General features: G+C 70.9%; 18 protein-coding genes. 8 read left to right on the forward strand and 10 right to left on the reverse strand.

The genetic code is table 11. The features are described from left to right. Nucleotides 1–105: 105 nt before the first annotated feature. The 7 genes from LTL01_RS08475 to LTL01_RS08505 all read left to right on the forward strand — a co-directional run bounded on the left by LTL01_RS08475 (nucleotide 106) and on the right by LTL01_RS08505 (nucleotide 8,420). A complete protein-coding gene (locus LTL01_RS08475) occupies nucleotides 106–1,620 on the forward strand; it encodes an ABC transporter ATP-binding protein (RefSeq protein WP_236968223.1) in 1,515 nt (504 codons plus the stop codon). Continuing rightward, entirely contained in the window at nucleotides 1,617–2,948 is a 1,332-nt protein-coding gene (locus tag LTL01_RS08480; protein ID WP_236968224.1) for an ABC transporter permease, read from the forward strand. Before LTL01_RS08475 ends, LTL01_RS08480 begins: the two co-directional genes overlap by 4 nt. Continuing rightward, complete coding sequence (locus LTL01_RS08485) at nucleotides 2,945–4,231, forward strand: ABC transporter permease (RefSeq protein WP_236968225.1); 1,287 nt, start codon at nucleotides 2,945–2,947, stop codon at nucleotides 4,229–4,231. Before LTL01_RS08480 ends, LTL01_RS08485 begins: the two co-directional genes overlap by 4 nt. 2 nt (nucleotides 4,232–4,233) lie before the next feature. Beyond that, a complete protein-coding gene (locus tag LTL01_RS08490) occupies nucleotides 4,234–4,635 on the forward strand; it encodes a cytidine deaminase (RefSeq protein WP_053548951.1) in 402 nt (133 codons plus the stop codon). Continuing rightward, a complete protein-coding gene (locus tag LTL01_RS08495; RefSeq protein ID WP_236968226.1) occupies nucleotides 4,632–5,921 on the forward strand; it encodes a thymidine phosphorylase in 1,290 nt (429 codons plus the stop codon). The genes LTL01_RS08490 and LTL01_RS08495 overlap by 4 nt, the downstream gene beginning before the upstream one ends. A gap of 50 nt (nucleotides 5,922–5,971) precedes the next feature. After that, entirely contained in the window at nucleotides 5,972–7,087 is a 1,116-nt protein-coding gene (locus tag LTL01_RS08500) for an adenosine deaminase (protein ID WP_236968227.1), read from the forward strand. 583 nt (nucleotides 7,088–7,670) lie between these two features. After that, the gene (locus LTL01_RS08505; RefSeq protein ID WP_236968228.1) at nucleotides 7,671–8,420 is read left to right on the forward strand and encodes a DUF559 domain-containing protein; all 750 of its coding nucleotides are present in this window, start codon (nucleotides 7,671–7,673) and stop codon (nucleotides 8,418–8,420) included. A 397-nt stretch (nucleotides 8,421–8,817) separates the two neighbouring features. Here LTL01_RS08505 and LTL01_RS08510 read toward each other — a convergent pair whose 3' ends face one another. The 7 genes from LTL01_RS08510 to LTL01_RS08540 form a co-directional block, all read right to left on the reverse strand. Continuing rightward, nucleotides 8,818–9,639 carry an alpha/beta hydrolase gene (locus LTL01_RS08510; protein WP_236968229.1) on the reverse strand — a complete coding sequence of 274 codons (822 nt, stop codon included), beginning with the start codon at nucleotides 9,637–9,639 and terminating at the stop codon, nucleotides 8,818–8,820. A gap of 9 nt (nucleotides 9,640–9,648) precedes the next feature. Beyond that, nucleotides 9,649–10,815, reverse strand: a complete 1,167-nt coding sequence (locus LTL01_RS08515) for a mannitol-1-phosphate 5-dehydrogenase (protein WP_236968230.1) — start codon at nucleotides 10,813–10,815, stop codon at nucleotides 9,649–9,651. After that, complete coding sequence (locus tag LTL01_RS08520; RefSeq protein ID WP_236968231.1) at nucleotides 10,812–11,252, reverse strand: PTS mannitol transporter subunit IIA; 441 nt, start codon at nucleotides 11,250–11,252, stop codon at nucleotides 10,812–10,814. The genes LTL01_RS08515 and LTL01_RS08520 overlap by 4 nt, the downstream gene beginning before the upstream one ends. Before the next feature lie 141 nt (nucleotides 11,253–11,393). Further along, a complete protein-coding gene (locus LTL01_RS08525; protein WP_236968232.1) occupies nucleotides 11,394–13,067 on the reverse strand; it encodes a PTS mannitol transporter subunit IIBC in 1,674 nt (557 codons plus the stop codon). Further along, nucleotides 13,064–14,743, reverse strand: a complete 1,680-nt coding sequence (ptsP, locus tag LTL01_RS08530) for a phosphoenolpyruvate--protein phosphotransferase (protein WP_236968233.1) — start codon at nucleotides 14,741–14,743, stop codon at nucleotides 13,064–13,066. The genes LTL01_RS08525 and ptsP overlap by 4 nt, the downstream gene beginning before the upstream one ends. Beyond that, nucleotides 14,743–15,021: an HPr family phosphocarrier protein gene (locus tag LTL01_RS08535; protein WP_236968234.1), complete on the reverse strand. Its 279-nt coding sequence runs from the start codon at nucleotides 15,019–15,021 to the stop codon at nucleotides 14,743–14,745. Before LTL01_RS08535 ends, ptsP begins: the two co-directional genes overlap by 1 nt. Before the next feature lie 57 nt (nucleotides 15,022–15,078). Then, nucleotides 15,079–15,384: a PTS sugar transporter subunit IIB gene (locus LTL01_RS08540; protein WP_236968235.1), complete on the reverse strand. Its 306-nt coding sequence runs from the start codon at nucleotides 15,382–15,384 to the stop codon at nucleotides 15,079–15,081. A 138-nt stretch (nucleotides 15,385–15,522) separates the two neighbouring features. Here LTL01_RS08540 and LTL01_RS08545 point away from each other — a divergent pair, with 138 nt between their 5' ends. Beyond that, nucleotides 15,523–17,478: a BglG family transcription antiterminator gene (locus LTL01_RS08545; protein WP_236968236.1), complete on the forward strand. Its 1,956-nt coding sequence runs from the start codon at nucleotides 15,523–15,525 to the stop codon at nucleotides 17,476–17,478. A gap of 102 nt (nucleotides 17,479–17,580) precedes the next feature. Here LTL01_RS08545 and LTL01_RS08550 read toward each other — a convergent pair whose 3' ends face one another. The 3 genes from LTL01_RS08550 to LTL01_RS08560 are packed head-to-tail and all read right to left on the reverse strand — an operon-like array spanning nucleotide 17,581 to nucleotide 20,790. Continuing rightward, nucleotides 17,581–18,162 carry a GNAT family N-acetyltransferase gene (locus LTL01_RS08550; protein WP_236968237.1) on the reverse strand — a complete coding sequence of 194 codons (582 nt, stop codon included), beginning with the start codon at nucleotides 18,160–18,162 and terminating at the stop codon, nucleotides 17,581–17,583. A gap of 31 nt (nucleotides 18,163–18,193) precedes the next feature. Beyond that, the gene (locus tag LTL01_RS08555) at nucleotides 18,194–19,960 is read right to left on the reverse strand and encodes a phospho-sugar mutase (protein ID WP_236968238.1); all 1,767 of its coding nucleotides are present in this window, start codon (nucleotides 19,958–19,960) and stop codon (nucleotides 18,194–18,196) included. After that, nucleotides 19,957–20,790, reverse strand: coding sequence for a purine-nucleoside phosphorylase (locus LTL01_RS08560; protein ID WP_053547753.1), 834 nt, complete (start codon nucleotides 20,788–20,790; stop codon nucleotides 19,957–19,959). Before LTL01_RS08560 ends, LTL01_RS08555 begins: the two co-directional genes overlap by 4 nt. Nucleotides 20,791–20,792 lie beyond the last annotated feature (2 nt).

Below are 20,792 nucleotides of genomic sequence, written 5' to 3' on the forward strand. Positions count from 1 at the left end.
ATCACCCGACGGGGCGAGCAGCGAATGACGCTGCTCGCCCCGCTGGGTGTCGAAGAACTTTTTCCGCCCTCCGCCCTGCGGAGCGGCCACAGGTAGGGTGCATTTATGAAGCTGGAGCTGAGGGGGATCACGAAGAGATTCGGCTCCCTGGTCGCCAACGACCACATCGATCTCGTGATCGAACCGGGTCAGATCCATGCCCTGCTCGGTGAGAACGGGGCCGGCAAGAGCACGCTGATGAACGTGCTCTACGGCCTCTACCAAGCCGACGAAGGCGACATCCTGCTGGACGACGTCGTCCAGCACTTCCGGGGTCCGGGAGATGCGATGAACGCGGGCATCGGCATGGTCCATCAGCACTTCATGCTGATCCCGGTCTTCACCGTAGCCGAGAACGTCATGCTCGGACACGAGAACACCAAGGGACTGGGCGTCCTCGACCTCGCCGCCGCGCGGCGGCACGTGCGAGAGGTCGCCGACCGCTTCGGGTTCCAGATCGATCCCGACGCGCTCGTCGGCGATCTGCCCGTCGGCGTGCAGCAGCGCGTCGAGATCATCAAGGCCCTGTCCCGTGACGCCCGCGTCCTCGTCTTCGACGAGCCCACCGCCGTCCTCACGCCCCAGGAGACCGACGAGCTTATGGCGATCATGCGCCAGCTCCGCGACGAGGGCACCTCCATCGTCTTCATCACCCACAAGCTCCGCGAGGTCCGCGAAGTCGCGGACGCGATCACCGTCATCCGTCTCGGAAAGGTCGTCGGCGAGGCCTCGCCCACCGCGAGCAACACCGAGCTGGCGTCGCTGATGGTCGGCCGCGCGGTCGAGCTCACCGTGCAGAAGGACGCGCCGCGTCTGGGCGACGGCGGACTGAGGGTGAAGGACCTCCGGGTCCTCACCCCGACGGGAGCCGTCGTCGTCGACGACATCTCGTTCGACGTCCGCCCCGGCGAGATCCTCGCCGTCGCCGGCGTGCAGGGCAACGGCCAGACCGAGCTCGTCGAGGCCATCGTCGGTCTCGCCGCGCGCGTCGAGGGCTCGATCGAGCTCGACGGCACCGAGCTCGTCGGCAAGAGCGTCCGTGGGATCCTCGACGCCGGTGTCGGGTTCGTCCCGGAGGACCGCAAAGAGGACGGCCTCGTCGGGAACTTCTCCGTCGCCGAGAACCTCATCCTCGACCGGTCCAGCGACCCGGAGTTCGTGCGCGCAGGGACCATCCGCCGTCAGGCCGTGGACACCTTCGCCCGCGAGCGGATCACCGAATACGACATCCGCACGCAGGGGCCCGAGTCCCCGGCGGGGGCGCTCTCCGGCGGCAACCAGCAGAAGGTCGTCATCGCCCGCGAGATGAGCCGCGACCTGCGTCTGTTCGTCGCCGCCCAGCCCACCCGCGGCGTCGACGTCGGCTCGATCGAGTTCATCCACAAGCGCATCGTGCAGACGCGGGATGCCGGCATCCCGGTCATCGTCGTCTCGACCGAGCTCGACGAGGTGACCGCCCTCGCCGACCGCATCGCCGTGATGTACCGCGGTCAGATCGTCGGAATCGTGCCGGGGGACACCCCGCGCGACGTGCTCGGGCTCATGATGGCCGGCGCGAGCGAAGCGGAGGCAGCGGCATGAGCGGCACCACCCCCGGAGCCGAGGACGCCACGCGCCCCGGCGAGCAGCTGCCCCGCGCGAGCGGGCCCCTCACCGGGCAGGAGACACCCGAACCGCCCCGCGCGAACGTCCTGATGAAGGAGATCCTGCGCGGAAGCGCCGTGACGACGATCCTCGCGATCGTGCTGGCGATGATCGTCGGCGGCATCCTCATCGCCCTCACCGACGAGGACGTCCAGGAGTCGTCGGCGTACTTCTTCGCACGGCCCGGTGACACGCTCGCCGCGATCTGGAACGCCGTGTACGGCGGGTACGAGGCGCTCGTCCGCGGCTCGATCTTCAACGCGCGCGCCGACGACTTCGTCGGGCAGATCCGTCCGCTGACGAACTCGCTCGGCTTCGCCGCCCCGCTCATCGCGGCCGGCCTCGGTGTGGCGCTGGCGTTCCGCGCCGGTCTGTTCAACATCGGTGCCCGCGGTCAGATGCTCATGGGCGCGATCTTCGCGGCGTTCTTCACCTTCAACCTCGACCTCCCGATGTGGATCCACCTCCCCACCACCATGCTCGCCGGCATCGTCGGCGGAGCGCTGTGGGGCGGCCTCGTCGGTCTCATCAAGGCCGTGACGGGTGCCCACGAGGTCATCCTCACGATCATGACGAACTACATAGCCTTCTACCTGCTGCTGTGGATGATCCGGACCCCCGGTCTCCTTCAGCGCGAAGGCACCAACCAGCCGATCACGGCGCCCACGCCGGCATCCGCGCAGTTCCCGAATCTGCTGGGGCCCGCCTTCCCGGCGCTGGACTGGGGCTTCCTCATCGTCGTGGCGATCACGGTGCTCGTGTGGTGGATCCTTGAGCGCTCGAGTCTGGGCCTGCGCATCCGCGCGGTGGGGGAGAACCCGCACGCGGCGCTCGCGGCGGGCATCAACGTCAAGCGCATCTACGTGTACGCGATGCTCTTCGCCGGAGGCCTGGCGGGCATGGCGGCGATGAACCAGATCCAGGGATCGGTCACCACGGGCTTCTCCGGCACGATCGACGCGGGGATCGGCTTCGACGCGATCACGGTCGCCCTCCTCGGCCGCAGCCGGGCGTGGGGCACGTTCGCGGCCGGCATCCTGTTCGGCGTCCTGAAGTCGGGATCCTTCGCCATGCAGGCGCAGGGCATCCCGGTCGACATCGTCCTGGTCGTACAGTCGTTGATCGTCCTCTTCATCGCCGCGCCGCCGCTGCTGCGCACCATCTTCTTTCTCCCCAAGTCGGATGCCGAGAAGGCCGCCAAGGCACGCGCCAAGGCCGCCAAGCGTCGACCCGAGGACACCCGCGGAAAGGCGGTGTCGGCATGAGCGCGCTCGCAGCCTCGACGGCCGATGACGGCACGATCCACCTCGCCACGGTGAAGGTGCGCAGCTTCAAGGTTCCGATCGTCCTCGGCGTGGTGACGGTGCTGCTCGCGGCCCTCTTCCTCTTCGTTCCGCGATCGGGCGAGAGCACCTTCCGCCTCCGCGACTCCTCCTCGGCCATCGCTCTTCCGGACGTGGTGCTGAACACCGCACTCACGTCCTGGGTGATCGTGGTGCTGCTCGCCCTCCTCACCGCCTATTCGGCGTGGCTCGCGTGGAACTACGAGCGGACACCCTTGTGGCTGACCGTGGCGTTCGGATCGTTCGGCGTCTTCGCGTTCCTCGTGTGGGCCGGAGCGGGCGGCCTCGTGCCGGTCTCCAGCCTCCTCGTCGGTGCCGTGTCGCTGTCGGTGCCCCTCGTCTTCGGCGCCCTCGGCGGCGTGATCGGCGAGCGCGCGGGTGTGGTCAACGTCGCGATCGAGGGTCAGTTCCTGCTCGGCGCGTTCTCGGCGGCGCTGCTGTCGAGCATCACCCAGAACCCCTTCGTCGGCCTCATCGGGGCGATGATCGGCGGCGTCCTGGTCGCCTTCGTGCTCGCGGCCTTCGCGATCAAGTACCTGGTGGAGCAGGTGATCGTCGGTGTCGTCCTCAACGTCCTCGTGACCGGCCTCACCGGGTTCCTCTACGGGGCGCTCCTCGTGCCGAACGAGACCGAGCTGAACCGCCCCGTGGTCTTCGAGCGCATCAAGATCCCCGTCCTCGGCGACATCCCGATCCTCGGGCCCGTGCTGTTCAACCAGACCTTCATCGTCTATCTCATGTTCATCGCGGTCGCCGTGGTGTCGTGGGGCCTGTACCGCACCCGCTGGGGCCTGCGTCTGCGCGCCGTCGGCGAGCACCCGCAGGCGGCCGACACGGTCGGCATCCGGGTGAACCCGACGCGGTTCTGGAACGTCTCGCTCGCGGGCGCGATCGCCGGCATCGGCGGCGCATACTTCACGCTCGTGTCGGTGCCGCAGTTCGGCAAGGAGATGACCGCCGGCCTCGGCTTCATCGCCCTCGCCGCCGTCATCTTCGGCCGCTGGGATCCGATCCGGGCGAGCCTGGCCGCGCTGCTCTTCGGCTTCGTGACGAACCTGCAGAACCTCCTGACCGTGCTGCGGACCCCGATCCCCAGCGAATTCATGCTGATGCTGCCGTACGTCGTGACGATCCTCGCGGTCGCCGGCTTCGCGGGTCAGATCAAGGGCCCCGCCGCCGCGGGCAAGCCGTACATCAAGGGGTGAGTGTGACCGACATCCACTGGGACGAGCTGCGCGCAGCCGCCACCGACGCCATGGAGCGCGCCTACGCGCCCTACTCGCGCTACAAGGTGGGGGCCGCGGCCCTCGTCTCCGACGGGAGGATCGTGACCGGCTGCAACGTCGAGAACGCGTCCTACGGCGTGGGCCTCTGCGCCGAGTGCGGTCTCGTCAGCGACCTGCAGATGTCCGGAGGCGGCCAGCTCGTCGCCTTCGTGTGCGTCAACGGTCACGGCGACACGATCATGCCCTGCGGGCGCTGCCGTCAGCTGCTGTACGAATTCGCCCTGCCCGGGATGCTGCTCGAGACCGTCTCCGGCATCCGCACCATCGATGAAGTCCTTCCCGACGCGTTCGGGCCCCGAGACCTCGAGGAGGCGGGCCGATGAGCGTCGAGCCCTTCGACGCCGTCGACGTCATCCGCATCAAGCGCGACGGGGGCACCGTCCCCGACGATGCGCTGCGGTGGATGGTCGACGCGTACACGCGCGGATACGTCGCGGACTCGCAGATGGCCGCGTTCGCCATGGCGATCCTGCTGAACGGCATGGAGCGGTCCGAGATCCGGGTCCTCACCGACGCGATGATCGCCTCCGGGGAGCGGATGAGCTTCGCGTCGCTCGGCAAGCCCACGGTCGACAAGCACTCGACCGGCGGCGTCGGCGACAAGATCACGCTGCCGCTCGCGCCGCTCGTCGCCGCGTTCGGCGTGGCCGTGCCGCAGCTGTCGGGCCGCGGGCTCGGACACACCGGGGGGACCCTCGACAAGCTCGAGTCGATCCCCGGATGGCGCGCGGCGCTGTCGAACGAGGAGATGCTGGCGCAGCTCGGCGATCCCGGCGCGGTCATCTGCGCCGCAGGCTCCGGGCTCGCGCCCGCCGACAAGCGCCTGTACGCGCTGCGGGATGTCACCGGCACCGTCGAGGCGATCCCGCTCATCGCGTCCAGCATCATGTCGAAGAAGATCGCCGAGGGCACCGACGCGCTCGTCCTCGACGTGAAGTTCGGCTCGGGCGCGTTCATGCAGGACGTCGACCGGGCCCGCGAGCTCGCCCGCACGATGGTTGCGCTGGGAGAGGACTCCGGGGTGTCCACCACGGCCCTCCTCACCGACATGAACACCCCGCTGGGGCTCACGATCGGAAACGCCAACGAGGTGCGCGAGTCCGTCGAGGTGCTCGCCGGCGGCGGGCCGGCCGACGTGGTCGAGCTCACCGTCGCGCTGGCGCGGGAGATGCTGGCCCTCGCCGGGCAGCCGGATGCCGACGTCGAGGCAGCGCTGAAGGACGGACGCGCCATGGACGTCTGGCGCGCGATGATCCGCGCGCAGGACGGCGACCCGGATGCCGCTCTCCCCACCCCCCGCGAGACGCACACGATCGCGGCGCCGACCGCCGGCATCCTGTCGCGTCTCGACGCGCTGCCTTTCGGCATCGCCGCGTGGCGGCTCGGAGCCGGTCGCGCCCGCGCGGAGGACCCGGTCCTGCACGCTGCCGGCATCGACCTGCACGTCAAGCCCGGAGACACGGTCACCGCCGGTCAGCCCCTGTTCACCTTGCTCGGGCACGACGACTCCCGCTTCGAGCGGGCACTGGACGCCCTCGAGGGTGCGTGGGAGATCGGCGGGCAGGAGCCCCCGGCCGCCCCGCTCGTCCTCGAGCGCATCACGGCCTGACGCTCCGGCATCCACGATCCCCCCACGCCCCCACCTCCAGGAGACACACCATGTCGATCGACCAGCACGGCGACACCGTCATCGAGGGGCTCTCCGTTCGCGGACTGCCCAAGATCTCGCTCCACGATCACCTCGACGGCGCACTCCGCCCGGCGACGATCATCGAGCTCGCCGACGCCGCCGGCGTCGACGTGCCCGAGGACGACGCCGACGCGCTCGGCGACTGGTTCGCCGAGAAGAGCGACTCCGGATCGCTCGTCGAGTACCTGAAGACCTTCGACCTCACCACCGCGGTGATGCAGACCCGTGAGGGTCTCACCCGCGTGGCGCGGGAATTCGTCGAGGATCTCGCCGCCGACGGCGTCATCTACGGCGAGGTCCGGTGGGCGCCCGAGCAGCACCTCGCCGGCGGGCTGTCGCTGGAAGAGGTCGTCGACGCCGTGCAGGAGGGCATCGAGGAGGGCGAGGACCTCGCCGACAGCCGAGGGCACGACATCCGTGTGGGGCAGCTCATCACCGCGATGCGGCACACCGACCGGTCGCTCGAGATCGCCAAGCTCGCGGTGGACTGGCGTGGGCGAGGAGCCGTGGGATTCGACATCGCCGGCCCGGAGGACGGGTTCCCGCCGTCGAAGCACCGTGCGGCGTTCGACTACCTGGCCGCGCAGTTCTTCCCGGTGACCGTGCACGCCGGTGAGGCGGCCGGGCTCGATTCGATCCGCTCGGCCCTGATCGACGGGCGCGCGCTGCGTCTCGGCCACGGTGTGCGTCTCGCCGAGGACCTCGAGGTCATCTCGCGCGAGGGCGAAGAGGTGCTCGTGCAGTTCGGCGACCTCGCCCGCTGGGTGCGCGACCGCGAGATCCCGCTCGAGCTGTCGCCGTCGTCGAACCTGCAGACCGGCGCCATCGAGCGCTGGGGCACGACGATGGAGGACCACCCGTTCGACTTCCTGTACCAGCTCGGCTTCGCCGTGACGGTCAACGTCGACAACCGCACGATGAGCCGCACGTCGCTCACGCGGGAGCTCGCGCTCCTCGCCGCGACGTTCGACTACGGACTGGACGACCTCGAGGCCTTCCAGCTGAACGCCGCCGCCGGCGCCTTCCTCGCCGTCGAGGAGCGCGAGGAGCTCATCGAGCTGATCGCCGAGGGCTTCGAAGCCTGACCCGGGTTTGGGTCGGGTCGGGTCGGATCCGGCGGGCGTGCGTAACTCCTCCGATCCGGCCCGGTTCCGCCCGCCCGAGCCGTTTTCGCGCAGGTTCGGCCCGGATCTGAGGAGTTCGGCTCGCCCGGCAGGCGGCACCCGCGGGTGGGCTTCCGGTGCGGGGTCAGCCCCGGACGCCCGCCTGCCGCGGGCCGAACTCCTCCGATCCGGCCCGGCGGCGTCCGAGGGGCGTGTTTCCGGCCGATCGGCGCGTAGATCTGAGGAGTCCGGTACGGCCCGCCGCGGCTCCTCCCCAGCGTCGGAGTCCGGCGGACTCTCCACACATCGCCGTGACGACGGCTGCCGCGTGCGCACGGGCGGCCAAGGTGACCTCATGCGCACCCGACAGCCCGCTTCTGCTCAGCGTTCCGCGCCGCGTCTGTGGACGACGGCGGAACTGCGTGCCGAAGGCATCTCCCGTCGCTCGCTGGCGCACATCGTCGCGACCGGCGGTCTGCTGAGAGTGCGGCGAGGTCAGTACGTCGCCTTCGACACACCCGCGGCGATCACGGAGGCCGTACGGCTCGGCGGCCGCCTCGACTGCGTGTCCCTCCTCGCCCTGCTCGGGGTCTTCGTGCACCACGGGTCCGGTTCGCATATCCAGATCACCCCGGGCGCGAGCCGCCTCCCCGCGCCCGGCCCCGCAAGCTGCCGCCATTGGCGCGACTCGGAAGCGGCCGAGAGTGATCTGTGCGTACCGATCGTTGAAGCCCTGGCGCAGGCGTGCCGCTGTCAGCCGACGCGCTCGGCGATCGCGACTCTCGACAGCGCGCTGCATCTCGGGCTCATCGACGACGACGGTCTCGGCGAGGTGTTCGCGCGACTTCCGGTGCGGTTCCGTTCAATCCGCGGACTCATCGACGGTCGGTGCGAGTCGGGCCCGGAGACCCTCGTGCGCCTCATGCTGCGGATGCTGGGGTGCACCGTCGACGTGCAGGTCGAGATCCTGGGCGTCGGCCGCGTTGACTTCATCGTCGACGGATGGCTGATCATCGAGTGCGACAGCGAGGCGCACCATGCCGGCTGGGACCAGCAACGCAGAGACCGGCGTCGCGACCTGGCTACCGCTGCGCTGGGTTTCACCACGATTCGTCCGCTGGCGGAAGACGTGCTGTTCCACGCCGACGACGTGTTCGGGCAGCTGCGGGACATTGTCGCGACGGGCGGGGTCGGTCGCGGGCGCGTACCCAATTCCTCAGATTTGCGCGGCGGGCGCGCGCGGAGGGCTGCATCCCGCGTTTCGGCGCCGGATCGGAGGAGTTCGGTACGTCGGGCGGCGGCGCCGGCGGCGTGAGAGCGCCTTCCGGAACTCGCCGCGGGTCGACCCGGGCCTAGCGCTGGGGCGTACCCAACTCCTCAGATCTGCGGTCGGCAGGTCGCGGGAGGGGCGGATCCGCCGTTCCGGCGACGGATCGGAGGAGTTCGGTACGCGGCGCCCGCGCGGGGCCGCGCCGGCGGCGTGAGGCCGCGACCGTGGCCGCGCCGCCTGGTGGCCGCGCCGCGTCGGGGACGACGCCGCGTCGTGGCCAGGCAACCCGGGGGGAGCTGTACCGAACTCCTCAGATCTGCGGGGTCGGGGGATGAGCTGGGCGGGATCCGCCATTTCGGCGCCGGATCGGAGGAGTTCGGCCCGCGGCCCGCTCGGGGCCCGTCTGCGCCCTGGGGCGAGCACCCGGGCGGGCCGGGCCCGGCTACAGGGCGAGGAGGAACGGGGCGAGGGCGGCGGTGATGTCGGCGCGGATCTGCTCGTCGGAGATCGTCGCGGGGTTGTCGCCCGCCTGCGGGCCGTACGCGCCGAACCCGGCGTGGTTGCCGCCGTCGATCTCGACGAACTCTGTGTCGGCCGGGAGGAGGGGTGCCGATTCGGCGATCTTCTCGGGAGTGGACAGCCCGTCCTCGCTGCCCGCGATGCTGAGCACCGGCAGGTCCGACCCCGACAGGTCGTTCGCGCAGTAGCTCGCGAACAGCACGAGTGCGTCGGCGTCTTCGGCCAGCTGGCACGCGCGCACGCCGCCGAGCGAGTGCCCACCGACCGCCCAGGTCATAACGTCCGGGGCGAGCGCGGTGAAGTCGGACAGCGGCCGGAGATCGAAGAACGCGAGGTTCAGGGTCGGCTTGGTGATGACGACGGTCGCGCCGTCCTGCACCGCCCCGACGAGCGTCGCCGCGTACGCGTCGGCTTCGACCTTCGCGCCGGGGATGAACACCAGCCCGGTGTCGAACCCGCCCTCTGCGGGCGCGAGCACCCACGCGGACCCTTCGTCGGTCAGCGTGACGGCGGGGTCGGACTCGACCGCGGCGAGAGCTTCCGGCTCCGCAGCCATGACCCCCACGTTCGCCCAGACGAGGAACGCCACGACGGCCGCGACGATCAGCGCCCCGATCGACCCGAGGATCCACCACAGGACGCGCAACCCGCGGCGACGCGGCGTCTTCCGCGCTGACGCGTTGGCCGACGCGTCTGCGCCGCCCGTCGATCCAGCGCCAGGGGTCTCATCCGGTGCGGAGTTCACCCTTCCAGGCTACGCGTCGGCACCTGCTCCGAGGTCCCGCTGCCGCGCCGCGACGGCCGCCTCGACCCGCGCGAACAGGGGATGGTCGGCTTCCAGTCCGGTCACCTCCGCGGTGACGGATGCCGCATCCTGGGTGCGCAGCATCCGCTGGAGGTCGACGGACTGGGCGTCTTCGTCGTCGTCGAACGCGAGCGCCGCCGAGATCGCGTCGAGGAGCCCGTCCACGCCGAGCCCACGCTCGATCGCCTGCGCGGCGGGACCGATGAACCGCTCGTGCCGGGAGAGTTTCCGCAGCGGCTGACGTCCGACGCGCCACACCGTGTCCGGGAGGACGTCGTTGCGGAACCGATCGAGGATCGTCGCGCGGTAGCCCGCGAGCTCCTCGGCGTCGAGCCCGTGCTTGACCTCCAGCAGCGCCGACGTTTCGCGGAGCGCGGCATCCACGCGTCCGGCGATGGTGTCGTCGGCGAGCGCCGCGGCGATCGTGTCGGATCCGGCGGCGGCACCGAAGTAGGCGGCGGTGGCGTGCCCGGTGTTCACCGTGAAGAGCTTCCGCTCGATGTACGGCGTGAGGTCGTCGACGAAGTGCGCCCGGGGGATGATCGGCGGCTCCACGCCGAAGGGGGCCCGCTCGATCGCCCACTCGAAGAACGGCTCGACGGTGACGTCGACTCCGCCGCCCTCGGGCTGGGCGGGGACGATGCGGTCCACCGCGGTGTTGGCGAACACCGCACGCCCTTCGAGTGCGTCCCATGCGCCGCCCGCGGCGACCTTCATCTCCTCGCGGAGGACGTCGGTGGCGTTGATGGCGTTCTCGCACGCCATGATCTGCAGCGGCGGCGACGAGGGGTCGCGCAGGGCGAGTCCCGCGATGATGTGCGGGGCGACGAAGCGCAGCACGGTCGGTCCAACCGCGGTGGTCACCACGTTTGCTCCCGCGATCTCCTCGATCAGCTCGTCGGCGTTCTCGGCGGAGTTGATCGCGCGGAAGCCCGTGACGACGGTGTCCACGCCCCCCGGACCGGCCTCGTGCACGGTGTAGCTGTCGACGGCGTTGATCGCATCGACGAGCGGCGCCGCGACGTCCGAGAAGACCAGCTCGTACCCGCCCTCGTGGAGGAGGAGGCCGACGAAGCCGCGACCAATGTTGCCGGCGCCGAAGTGGACGGCCTTCATCCGACGCCCGCCGCCGAGACGAGCGCGTAGAGCTCTTCGGGGGTCTGCGCGGCCTTGAGCTTGGCGACCTCGTCCTCCTCGGAGAACAGGATGGCGATCTGCGAGAGGATCTCGAGGTGCTCGTCGCCCTTGCCGGCGATGCCGACGACGAAGCTCACGTGCTCTCCGCCCCAGTCCACGCCGCCGTCGTAGCGGACGACCGACAGGGCCGACTCGAGGATGGCGTCCTTCGTCTCGTTCGTGCCGTGGGGAATGGCGAGCTCGTTGCCCATGTAGGTCGACACGGTCTCCTCGCGCTGCTGCATGGCGTCGAAGTAGGCGCCGGTGACGGCGCCGACCGACTGGAGGATGTCGGCGGCTTCGCGCATCGCCTCCTCGCGGGTCGCGCTGCCGGAGTGGATGCGCACCTGTCCGGTGCCGAGAACGTCACGTGCCATGTCGTCGCCTTTCGTCGCGAGCGGATGCTCGATTCCTGCGTGTCGGATGATCTCCCGAACGGATGCCGCGGCATCCGGTGTCCGGAAAAGCCGCGGGGCCGGGGGCATCGCGCCTGCCCGACCCCGCGGCCGCGGGGATGCCTACACCCCATCCTCGTGCTGTGCACGGACGAGGTCTACGACCTCGTCGTACTTCGGGGAGTTCATGAAGTTGTCCACCGAGACGTGGATCGCATCCGGCGTCTGCTGCCGGGCGCGGTCCGTGAGCTGGTTCTGCGTGATCACCAGGTCGGCGGACGAGTCGAGATTCGCAATCGCCTTGTTGACGACCGTGACATTCTCCACTCCTGCCTTCTTGAACTTGTTGCGCAGGACGCTCGCGCCCATCGCCGACGATCCCATTCCGGCATCGCAGGCGAAGACGATGTTCTGCACCGACTTCTTCGTGAGGATGCCGCCATCGGCGCGGCCTCCGGTCTCCACCTCGGTCTCGAGCTTGTCCATGGCTGCGTCCGCGTCGCGGATCGCGGACCGGTCGTGGCCGTCGGAGGCGCGGAGGGCATCCATCGCCGCCGAGGACTTGCCCTTGTTGGCCTCGGTCTGTGCGATGGCGGCTCCGAACGCGTCACCCTCGGCGAGGAGATCGCGCTTGCGAGAAGCCCGGAGGATGACGCCGGCGACGAGGAAGGTCACGAGCGCCGCGAGGACCACCGAGAGGTAGACCACGAGGAGGTTGCCGATGCCGCCTGCTGCCGGGCTCACCGCGGCAGCGGTCACCGCGATGATGCTGCCCGGCGCGGCGGGGAACGCAAGTCCGCCGTTCAACAGCATGTTCGTGGTGACACCGGTCGCCCCACCGGCGATCAGGGCGAGGATCGTCATCGGCTTGGCGAGGGCGTACGGGAAGTAGATCTCGTGGATGCCGCCGAAGAACTGGATGATGATCGCGCCGGGTGCCGATGCCTTCGCCGCACCGACGCCGAAGAACGTGAAGGCGAGCAGCAGACCGAGGCCGGGGCCGGGGTTCGCCTCGATGAGGAACAGGATCGACTTGCCCGTCTCCGTGGCCTGCTCGATACCGAGCGGTGTGAAGACACCGTGGTTGATGGCGTTGTTCAGGAACAGCACCTTGGCCGGCTCGACGATGATCGACACGATGGGCAGGAGGCTGAGGCTGACGAGCCAGCCGACCGCCGCGCCGAGGACGTCGCTGAACCAGATGATCGCCGGTCCGAAGACGAAGAACCCGACGATCGCCAGCAGCATGCCCAGGATGCCGGCCGAGAAGTTGTTGACGAGCATCTCGAAGCCGGGCTTGATCTTGCCATCCCACAGCTTGTCCATCTGCTTGGTGACCCAGGCCGCGAACGGACCCATGATCATGGCGCCGAGGAACATGGGGATGTTGGTGCCGACGATCACACCCATCGTGGCGATGCTCGCAACGACTCCGCCACGCTCGCCGTAGACCATGCGGCCACCGGTGTTGGCGATCAGCAGGGGCAGGAGGTAGGTGATCATCGGGCCCACGAGGCCGACGAACTGGCTGAAGGGGTCGCCGTTCTCGTCCAGGGCGATCGCAGTCATCGCACCGGGCCAGTTGATGACGTCGGCGTTGCCGAAGCCGCCCAACAGCGGCGCGACAGGGCTCCAGCCGCCGAGCCAGCCCACCGCGATGAAGAGCATCGTGATGAAGCCCCAGGCGATGAAGGCAGCGATATTGGGCATGATCATGCCCGAGAGGAACGTGCCGAAGCGCTGGACCGCGATACGCGCGCCTCCTGGCTTCTTCGTGGGTGCGGACGCCGTTGTCATTGCTGTGTCTCCTTCTGGTGGGTCCTCGCCGCGGCGGTCATCGCCGCGGCTCGTGCGGTCGCCGCGTCCGTCGCGGCGAGGGTGGCGTCGGCGATGGCTCGGGCATCGTCGAGGGTGTGCTCGAGCAGCGTCGCCCGAACATCGGCGAGGGCCGTGGGGGCCATCGACAGGGAGGTCGCGCCGAGGCCGACCAGGACGACCGCGAGCAGCGGGTCGGCGGCGGCCTCGCCGCAGATCCCGACGGGCTTGCCGCGCGCAGCGCCCGCGCGCCCGACCTCGCGGATGAGGCGGAGGACGGCGGGGTGCCAGGGGTCCTGGAACGAGGCGACCGAGCCGAGGAGGCGGTCGGCGGCCAGGGTGTACTGGGTGAGGTCGTTCGTGCCGATGGAGGCGAAGTCGGCCGAGGCGAGGATGTGGTCGGCCAGCAGCGCCGAGGAGGGCACCTCGACCATGACGCCGGCGGTCTTGACGCCGTACTCGCGCGCCACGGCGGTGAAGTACTCCGTCTCCTCGACGGTGGACACCATCGGCGCCATCACCCAGAGATCGGCATCCGTCGCGGCATCCGCTTCCGCCAGCGCGGTCAGCTGCTCGCGCAGGATGTCTTCGCTCGCGCGGAGGGCGCGCAGGCCCCGGAGGCCGAGCGCGGGGTTCTCCTCGTGGGCGTCGTTGAGGAAGGGGAGGGGCTTGTCGGCGCCGGCGTCGAGCACGCGGACGACGACCTTCTTCCCCGGGAAGGCCCCCAGCAGCTGCGTGTACGCCTCGCGCTGCTGCTCGACGGTCGGCGCCTGCGCGGAGGAGAGAAAGAGGAACTCGGTGCGGAACAGCCCCACACCTTCGGCGCCGAGCGCGACGGCCTCGGCGGCCGCAGCCGGGTTCCCGAGGTTTGCCAGCAGCGGCACCGCGGTCCCGTCGGCGAGGGCGCCGTCGGTGATCGGAGCGGATGCCGCGGACGCGCGGGCGTCGGCCCGGTGCTGCGCCTGGGCCCGCTCCTCGTCGGTGGGGTCGGTGGTCACGACGCCCTTGGCGGCATCGACGATGACCGTCTCGCCGTCCACGAGGTCCTTCGCCGCGCCCGCGCCGACGATCGCGACGATCGACTTCTCCCGCGCGAGGATCGCCGTGTGCGAGGTCGGCCCGCCCTCGGTGGTGACGAGCGCGAGGACCTTGTCGAGGTCGAGCAGCGCGGTGTCGGCGGGGGCGAGGTCCTTGGCGACCAGGACGAACGGATGCCCGGGGTCGGGCACGCCGGGAGCCGCGACGCCGCGCAGCCGCGCGATCACCCGCTGCGCCACGTCGTCGAGATCGGCGGCGCGCTCGCCGAGGTAGCCGCCGAGCGCGGTGAGCTGCTCGCGGAAGGAGGCGAAGGCGTCGTGGACGGCGAACTCGCCGGTCTTCCCCGCGCGGATGCGGGTGCCGACCTCGTCGGCGAGGGTCGGGTCCTCGGCCATCATCGCCTGCGCTTCGAGCACGTCGCGCGCGGCGCCGCCGGCCTGGGCCCCGCGCTCCTCGAGCTCGCGGGCGACGGCGGCGACGGCATCCGTCACGCGCGCGGTCTCCTCATCGGGGGTGAGCGCGCTCGGCTCGTCCAGCGGGGCGGGCAACGGCTCCGCCATGCGGGCCACGGGCCCCTGGGCGACTCCGAGCCCGATTCCGACTCCTCTGATCTCCGTCATCATGCCTCCGCGTCGTGGTCGGTGGTCAGCAGTTCGCTGAGCGTGTCGATGGTCTTCTCCGCCGTGTCGCCCTCGGCCGTGAGGGTGACGTAGTCGCCGTACTCGATGCCGAGCGCGATCACTCCGAGGATGCTGGCCGCGTTGACGGGGGATCCGGCATCCTTCGCGATGGTGACGGGGATGCCGGCGTCCTTCGCGGCCTGCGCGAACAGTTTCGCGGGGCGCGCGTGCAGCCCATGCGACGAACCGATGCGCACGGTCCGGGTGATCGGGGGCATGGGGTGACCTCTCTGTCGGTACGGCGGGTCTGGCAGGTGAAGCGGGTGAAGCGGGTGTCAGGGCGAGGCGGCGGCCTGGACGAGCGCGAGGGTCCGCGTGCCGTCCCGGTCGGTGAAGATGTCTTCCGGCAGCAGGACCACCGGGATGTTCCGCTCGGCCGAGTCCCGCTCGAAACGCGACAGCGCGGGAGCGAGATGCGGTCCGAGCAGGACGACATCGGCGGCATCGACGTCGATCGGGAACGACTGCTCGGTGCCGGCGAAGGCGGACCATGACAGCCCCTGCTCATCCGCTGCACGTCGCACGCGCTGCGCGACGAAGGTGCTGGACGCACCCGCACCGCAGACGATCAGGATCCTCATCGACCCGCCTCCTTCGATCCCATCTTGTGAGAACGCTGGGAGCGGGACAACCAGTCCTTCTTCCGCGGGGGCGGAAAGCGCGTGTCCGACGTGGTTGACTGGCACGCATCGACGCGAGACGAGGGCGGGGGTGAGTCGGTGACACGGGCGCGACAGGACCGGTTGCTCAGCCTCCTCGTCCGTGACGGCGACTGGTCCACCGCCGCGACCCTCGCCGACGCGCTCGGGGTCACCCCGCGCAGCATCCGCTCCTACGTCACGGCGGTGAACGCGCGCGTCGCCCCCGGCATCGCCGTCGAGTCGGGTCCGCACGGCTATCGGGCGGGTCCGGATGCCGGGACGGCGGTCCGCGCGGGCACCGAGAGCGGCACCCCGCGCGATCGCCTGCACCGCCTCGTGCGGGCGCTCCTGGACACCCCCGACGGCATCGACGTGTTCGAGACCGCGGACGCACTCCACGTCAGTTCCGCGACCCTCGACGCCGACCTCGCGCGCGTGCGCGGGCTCCTCGGCGGCACGGACCTCACCCTCGAGCGGTCGGCCTCGACGGCACGCCTACGCGGCACGGAGGCGGCGCAGCGGCGCCTGCTGAGCCGGCTTGCGCACGACGAGATGGATGCCGGGTCGTTCGACCTGCAGGCCCTGCGCCGCACGCTCGGCGAGGAATCGGTCGGCCAGAACGCCTTCGGCCCGTTCAAGACCGAGCTCGTCTCGCGCCTCGGCGAGCGCGGGTGGTTCGTCAACGAGCTCGGCATGGCGGATGTCGTCATGCACATCGCGATCGCCGCCGATCGCGTCGCCCAGGGGCGGGCCCTCGAGGGCACCGGGGCGGCATCCGGCGACTCCCACGCGGAGGTCGAGCGCATCCTCGCCGAGCTCGCCGAACGGCACCTCGGCGTCCGGCTCGGCGCGGGCGATCAGCAGCATCTCGCCACCCTCGTCCTCACCCGCATCGTCGCCCCCGGAGCGCCCGGCAGCGGCTCGGACCTCGACACCGCCCGCGAGGGCGCCCGCGACCGGGTGGAGCCCGAGGTGGAGCGCGCGGTCCGCTCGGTGGTGCAGCAGGCGGCCGCGGAGTTCCTCGTCGACATCGCCCACGAGGACTTCATCCTCCGCCTCGCCCTGCACGTGCAGAACCTGCGCCTGCGGGCGCGCGAACAGGCGTGGTCGCGGAACCCCCTGACCCGCTCGCTCAAGGCGACGTACCCGATGATCTTCGACGTCGCGGTCTTCATCGCCAACGGCCTGCACGAGCAGCTCGGCATCCCGCTGATGGACGACGAGATCGCCTACATCGCCATGCACGTGGGCGGACGGCTCGAGCGCAGTCGCCGGGCCGATCAGCTGCTGACGGCGACGATCGTCTGCCCCGGCTACTACGAGCTGCACGAGCTGCTGCGTTCGAGCGTCGACCGCTCCCTCGGGCAGGCGATCGAGGTGGTCGGGGTCGAGACCCGCGTCGACCCCGACTGGGCGGCGATCGACAGCGATCTCGTGCTGACCACGATCGATCCGCCGATGCCGGGGGACCGGTTCGTGCGCATCCAGCCCTTCCTCACGGATGCCGACGTGGAGCGTGTGCAGGCTGCGGCGGGCCGCCTCCGCCGCGGCCGTCGCCTCGCGCGCCTGCGCACCGAACTCGAGCGCTACTTCTCGCCCGACGCGTTCGTGCGCGGCTTCGCCGATGTGCACGAGGATGCCGGGAACGCGGCATCCGTCATCCGCCGGCTGGGGGCGACGCTCGTCGCGCAGGGGGTCATCGACGAGGACTACATCGAGCGGACGATCCAGCGCGAGGAACTGTCGTCGACGGCGTTCACCGACGCGCTCGCGGTGCCGCACGCGATCGGGATGACGGCGACGCGCACCGCGATCGCGATCGGCATCGCCGACCCCTCGATCCCGTGGGGCGACGGACGTGTGCAGGTCGTGGCGCTCGTCGCCTTCTCGGAGACCGACCGCGAGGCGTTCCAGACGGTCTTCGAGCAGTTCGTCGAGGTCTTCTCCGAGCGCGACAGCGTGCAGCGCATCGTCCGACGCGCGGTCGATTTCGGCGGTTTCCTGGACGAGCTCGTCGCCGTCATCGACGGGTAGCGGGGCCGGGGCGGCTCACCGCCGCTCAGGTGGCGGTAGTGGCCGCTTCGTCGAGCTCGAGGCGGCGACGACTGCCACCCGAACGACGAAACACCCGCGCGATCAGCGGGTGAGGCGAGCGCGGAGGCCCATCTGCACGGCGGGCCACTCGTGCGGGAGGATCGAGAAGACGACGGTGTCGCGGAGGGTTCCGTCGGGTCCGAGGCGGTGGTTTCGCAGCACGCCGTCCTGCTTGGCCCCGAGCCGGGCGATCGCCGCGCGCGACTGGCGGTTGTGCCAGTGGGTGCGGAACTCCACCGCGATCGCGTCGCAGTCCTCGAACGCGTGGGCGAGCAGCAGCAGCTTCGCCGCGGTGTTCACCGCCGTCCGCTGGGCGTCGACGCCGATCCACGTGTGCCCGATCTCGACGTGCCGGTTCGGCTGGTCGATGTTGCAGAACGTCGTCACCCCGACCACGCGTCCGGTCTCGAGCCGCCGCACGGCCCACGGGTTCATCGTCCCCTCGTCGCGCCAGGCGAGACGCTGACGGATGTCGTCCTCGACCTCGTGCGGATGCGGCACCTGCGTGTACCAGGCGTGCTCCAGACCTCGCGCGGCCTCGGCGAGATCGGGCGCGTGGTCGGGGGACAGCGGTTCCAGACGCACGTGGTCGTCGGCGAGGGTGACGGGCTCTCTCAGCAGCACCCCTCCACCGTAGGCGCCGTCGCTGGTCGCCTCAGGCCGAGAGGGCGTCCACGAGATCGCGCATCGCCGTGGTCACGGCGTGGATGCGTGCCGCGGCGTCGTCGGCCGAGTCGCCGCGGACATCGAGGTACACCTTCAGCTTCGGCTCGGTCCCGCTCGGACGCACGATGACGCGCGAGCCGTCCGCGAGCCAGTACCGCAGCACGTCTCCGGGAGGCAGCTCGTCGACGCCCGTCAGCAGGTCGTCCACGCGGTCGACCTCGACCTCGCCGATGCGCGCCGGCGGGTCGGCGCGCAGGGCGCTCATGACGCGTCCGATGACGCTCAGGTCGTCCACGCGCACCGAGATCTGGTCGCTGGCGAAGAAGCCGAACGTCTCGTCGAACTCGTTCAGCAGGTCACGGATGCCGCGGCCCTCGGTCCGGGCATCCGACACCATCCCGAGGAAGGCCACGGCGGCGGAGATGCCGTCCTTGTCGCGCACGGTCTCGGGGTTGACGAGGTACCCGAGGGCCTCCTCGAACCCGAAGACGATCCCGGGCGCGCGGGAGATCCACTTGAATCCCGTCAGGGTCGCCGCCGAGCGCAGACCGAAGTGCTCGGCGACCGTCTGCAGACCGGGGGAGGAGACCAGGGAGCACGCGAGCGTGCCGTCGGTGACGCCGGACTCCGCCGCGAGGCGGGCCGCGCGCCAGCCGAGCAGCAGCCCGATCTGGTTGCCCGTGAGGCGACGCCAGCCGCCTTCCGCATCCTCGTCCGGAACCGCGACGGCGAGGCGGTCGGCATCCGGGTCGTTGGCGATGACGAGGTCCGCGTCGTGGTCGCGGGCCGTGGCGAACGCGAGATCCATCGCGCCGGGCTCCTCCGGGTTGGGGAAGGAGACCGTCGGGAAGGTGCCGTCGGGGTCGCGCTGGGCGTCGACGGTGATCGGGGCCGGATACCCGGCGCGCTCGACGATGCGCTGTACTGTCTCCCACCCGACGCCGTGCATGGCGGTGTACACCCACCGGAGCCCCTCGGCCCCGGCGGATGCGGGGGCCACGGCGGCGGTCGCCTCGACGTACGCCTCGACGACCGACTCGGGTGCCGTCTCGAACGCGAGGGACCGGGGGAGGGCGGCCGCATCCGCCTCCGCGGCGATGCGGTCGATGTGCGCGGCGATCTCGGCGTCCACCGGCGCGACGATCTGCGCACCCTCGTCGGCGCCTCCGAGATAGACCTTGTACCCGTTGTCGTTCGGCGGGTTGTGGCTCGCGGTCACCATGACTCCGGCATCCGCGTCCAGGTGACGGACGGCGAAGGCCAGCACCGGGGTGGGGAGGAGGCGGGGCAGGAGGATCGCGCGGAGTCCCGCGCCGGCGAAGATCTGGGCGGAGTCCTCGGCGAACACGCGCGAGTTGCGGCGCCCGTCGTATCCCACGACCACCGTGGGGACACGGGCCGGCTCGGCGTCCGCGTGGGCGTCGCCGTCCGCGTGCCCGTCCGCGTCGGTGTCGACGTCGGCCGGGTCGGTCTCGCCGAGGCCCGCCCGCTCGCGGAGGAAGGCCGCGAATCCCGCGGCGGCCTGCGCCACGAGCACCCGGTTCATGCGGTTGCTGCCGGCCCCGAGCTCTCCGCGCAGCCCCGCGGTCCCGAAGGCCAGGCGCGCGCCGAAGCGGTCGGCGAGGTCGGCTGCGGCATCCGCGTCTCCGTCGTCGGCCGCCGCGAGGAGCTGCTCGAGCTCGGCGCGGGTCTCGGGGTCGGGATCCTGCGCGAGCCAGGCGCGGGCGGCCGCGACAGCGCCCTCGGCGGTGCTCACAGCGCCTCGATCACACGGGCCAGCAGCGACGAGATCACCGGCTCGGCCTCGCGGCCGGCATCGATGACCTCCTGATGGCTGAGCGGGGTGGTCTGGATGCCGGCGGCGAGGTTCGTGATGAGCGAGAAGCCGAGGATCTCCATGCCGGCCTGACGGGCCGCGATCGCTTCGAGCGCCGTGGACATGCCGACGATGTCGCCGCCGATCGCGCGGGCCATCCGCACCTCGGCGGGGGTCTCGTAGTGGGGTCCGCGGAACTGGCAGTACACGCCCTCGTCGAGCGTGGGGTCGACCGAGCGGGCCACCTCGCGCAGGCGCGCGGAGTACAGATCGGTGAGGTCGATGAAGGTCGCGCCCTCCAGGGGCGACGCGGCGGTGAGGTTGATGTGGTCGCTGATGAGGACGGGCTGACCCGCCTTCCAGCCGGCCTTGACGCCGCCGGCGCCGTTGGTGAGGACCATGGTCTTCACGCCCGTCGCCGCGGCCGTCCGCACGCTGTGCACGACCCGGCGCACGCCGTGGCCCTCGTAGAAGTGGGTGCGCGCGCCGATGACCAGGACGCGGCGGCCCTTCGGGGTCAGGATGCTGCGGATCGTGCCGGCGTGTCCGGCGAGGGCGGGGGCGCTGAAGCCGGTGACCTCGGTGGCGGGGAAGGATGCGGTGGTCTCGCCGATGAGTTCCGCAGCCTTGCCCCAGCCGCTGCCGAGGGTCAGGGCGATGTCGTGCTGCTCGACCCCGGTGAGGCGAGCGATGTCCTCGGCGGCGACGCGGGCGACCTCGAAGGGGTCGGCGGCGGGGTCATCGAGGGGGTGGGCGATGGTCTGTGACATGG

Source organism: Microbacterium aurantiacum, assembly GCF_021654035.1.
GTDB classification, from domain to species: Bacteria; Actinomycetota; Actinomycetes; order Actinomycetales; family Microbacteriaceae; genus Microbacterium; species Microbacterium aurantiacum.

What these genes read in the sequence shown, in the direction of transcription:
- LTL01_RS08475 (WP_236968223.1), top strand. Translation starts at nt 106, where the DNA reads ATGAAGCTGGAGCTGAGGGGGATCACGAAGAGATTCGGCTCCCTGGTC.
- LTL01_RS08480 (WP_236968224.1), top strand. Translation starts at nt 1,617, where the DNA reads ATGAGCGGCACCACCCCCGGAGCCGAGGACGCCACGCGCCCCGGCGAG.
- LTL01_RS08485 (WP_236968225.1), top strand. Translation starts at nt 2,945, where the DNA reads ATGAGCGCGCTCGCAGCCTCGACGGCCGATGACGGCACGATCCACCTC.
- LTL01_RS08495 (WP_236968226.1), top strand. Translation starts at nt 4,632, where the DNA reads ATGAGCGTCGAGCCCTTCGACGCCGTCGACGTCATCCGCATCAAGCGC.
- LTL01_RS08500 (WP_236968227.1), top strand. Translation starts at nt 5,972, where the DNA reads ATGTCGATCGACCAGCACGGCGACACCGTCATCGAGGGGCTCTCCGTT.
- LTL01_RS08515 (WP_236968230.1), bottom strand. Translation starts at nt 10,815, where the DNA reads ATGAAGGCCGTCCACTTCGGCGCCGGCAACATTGGTCGCGGCTTCGTC.
- LTL01_RS08520 (WP_236968231.1), bottom strand. Translation starts at nt 11,252, where the DNA reads ATGGCACGTGACGTTCTCGGCACCGGACAGGTGCGCATCCACTCCGGC.
- LTL01_RS08525 (WP_236968232.1), bottom strand. Translation starts at nt 13,067, where the DNA reads ATGACAACGGCGTCCGCACCCACGAAGAAGCCAGGAGGCGCGCGTATC.
- ptsP (WP_236968233.1), bottom strand. Translation starts at nt 14,743, where the DNA reads ATGACGGAGATCAGAGGAGTCGGAATCGGGCTCGGAGTCGCCCAGGGG.
- LTL01_RS08535 (WP_236968234.1), bottom strand. Translation starts at nt 15,021, where the DNA reads ATGCCCCCGATCACCCGGACCGTGCGCATCGGTTCGTCGCATGGGCTG.
- LTL01_RS08540 (WP_236968235.1), bottom strand. Translation starts at nt 15,384, where the DNA reads ATGAGGATCCTGATCGTCTGCGGTGCGGGTGCGTCCAGCACCTTCGTC.
- LTL01_RS08560 (WP_053547753.1), bottom strand. Translation starts at nt 20,790, where the DNA reads ATGTCACAGACCATCGCCCACCCCCTCGATGACCCCGCCGCCGACCCC.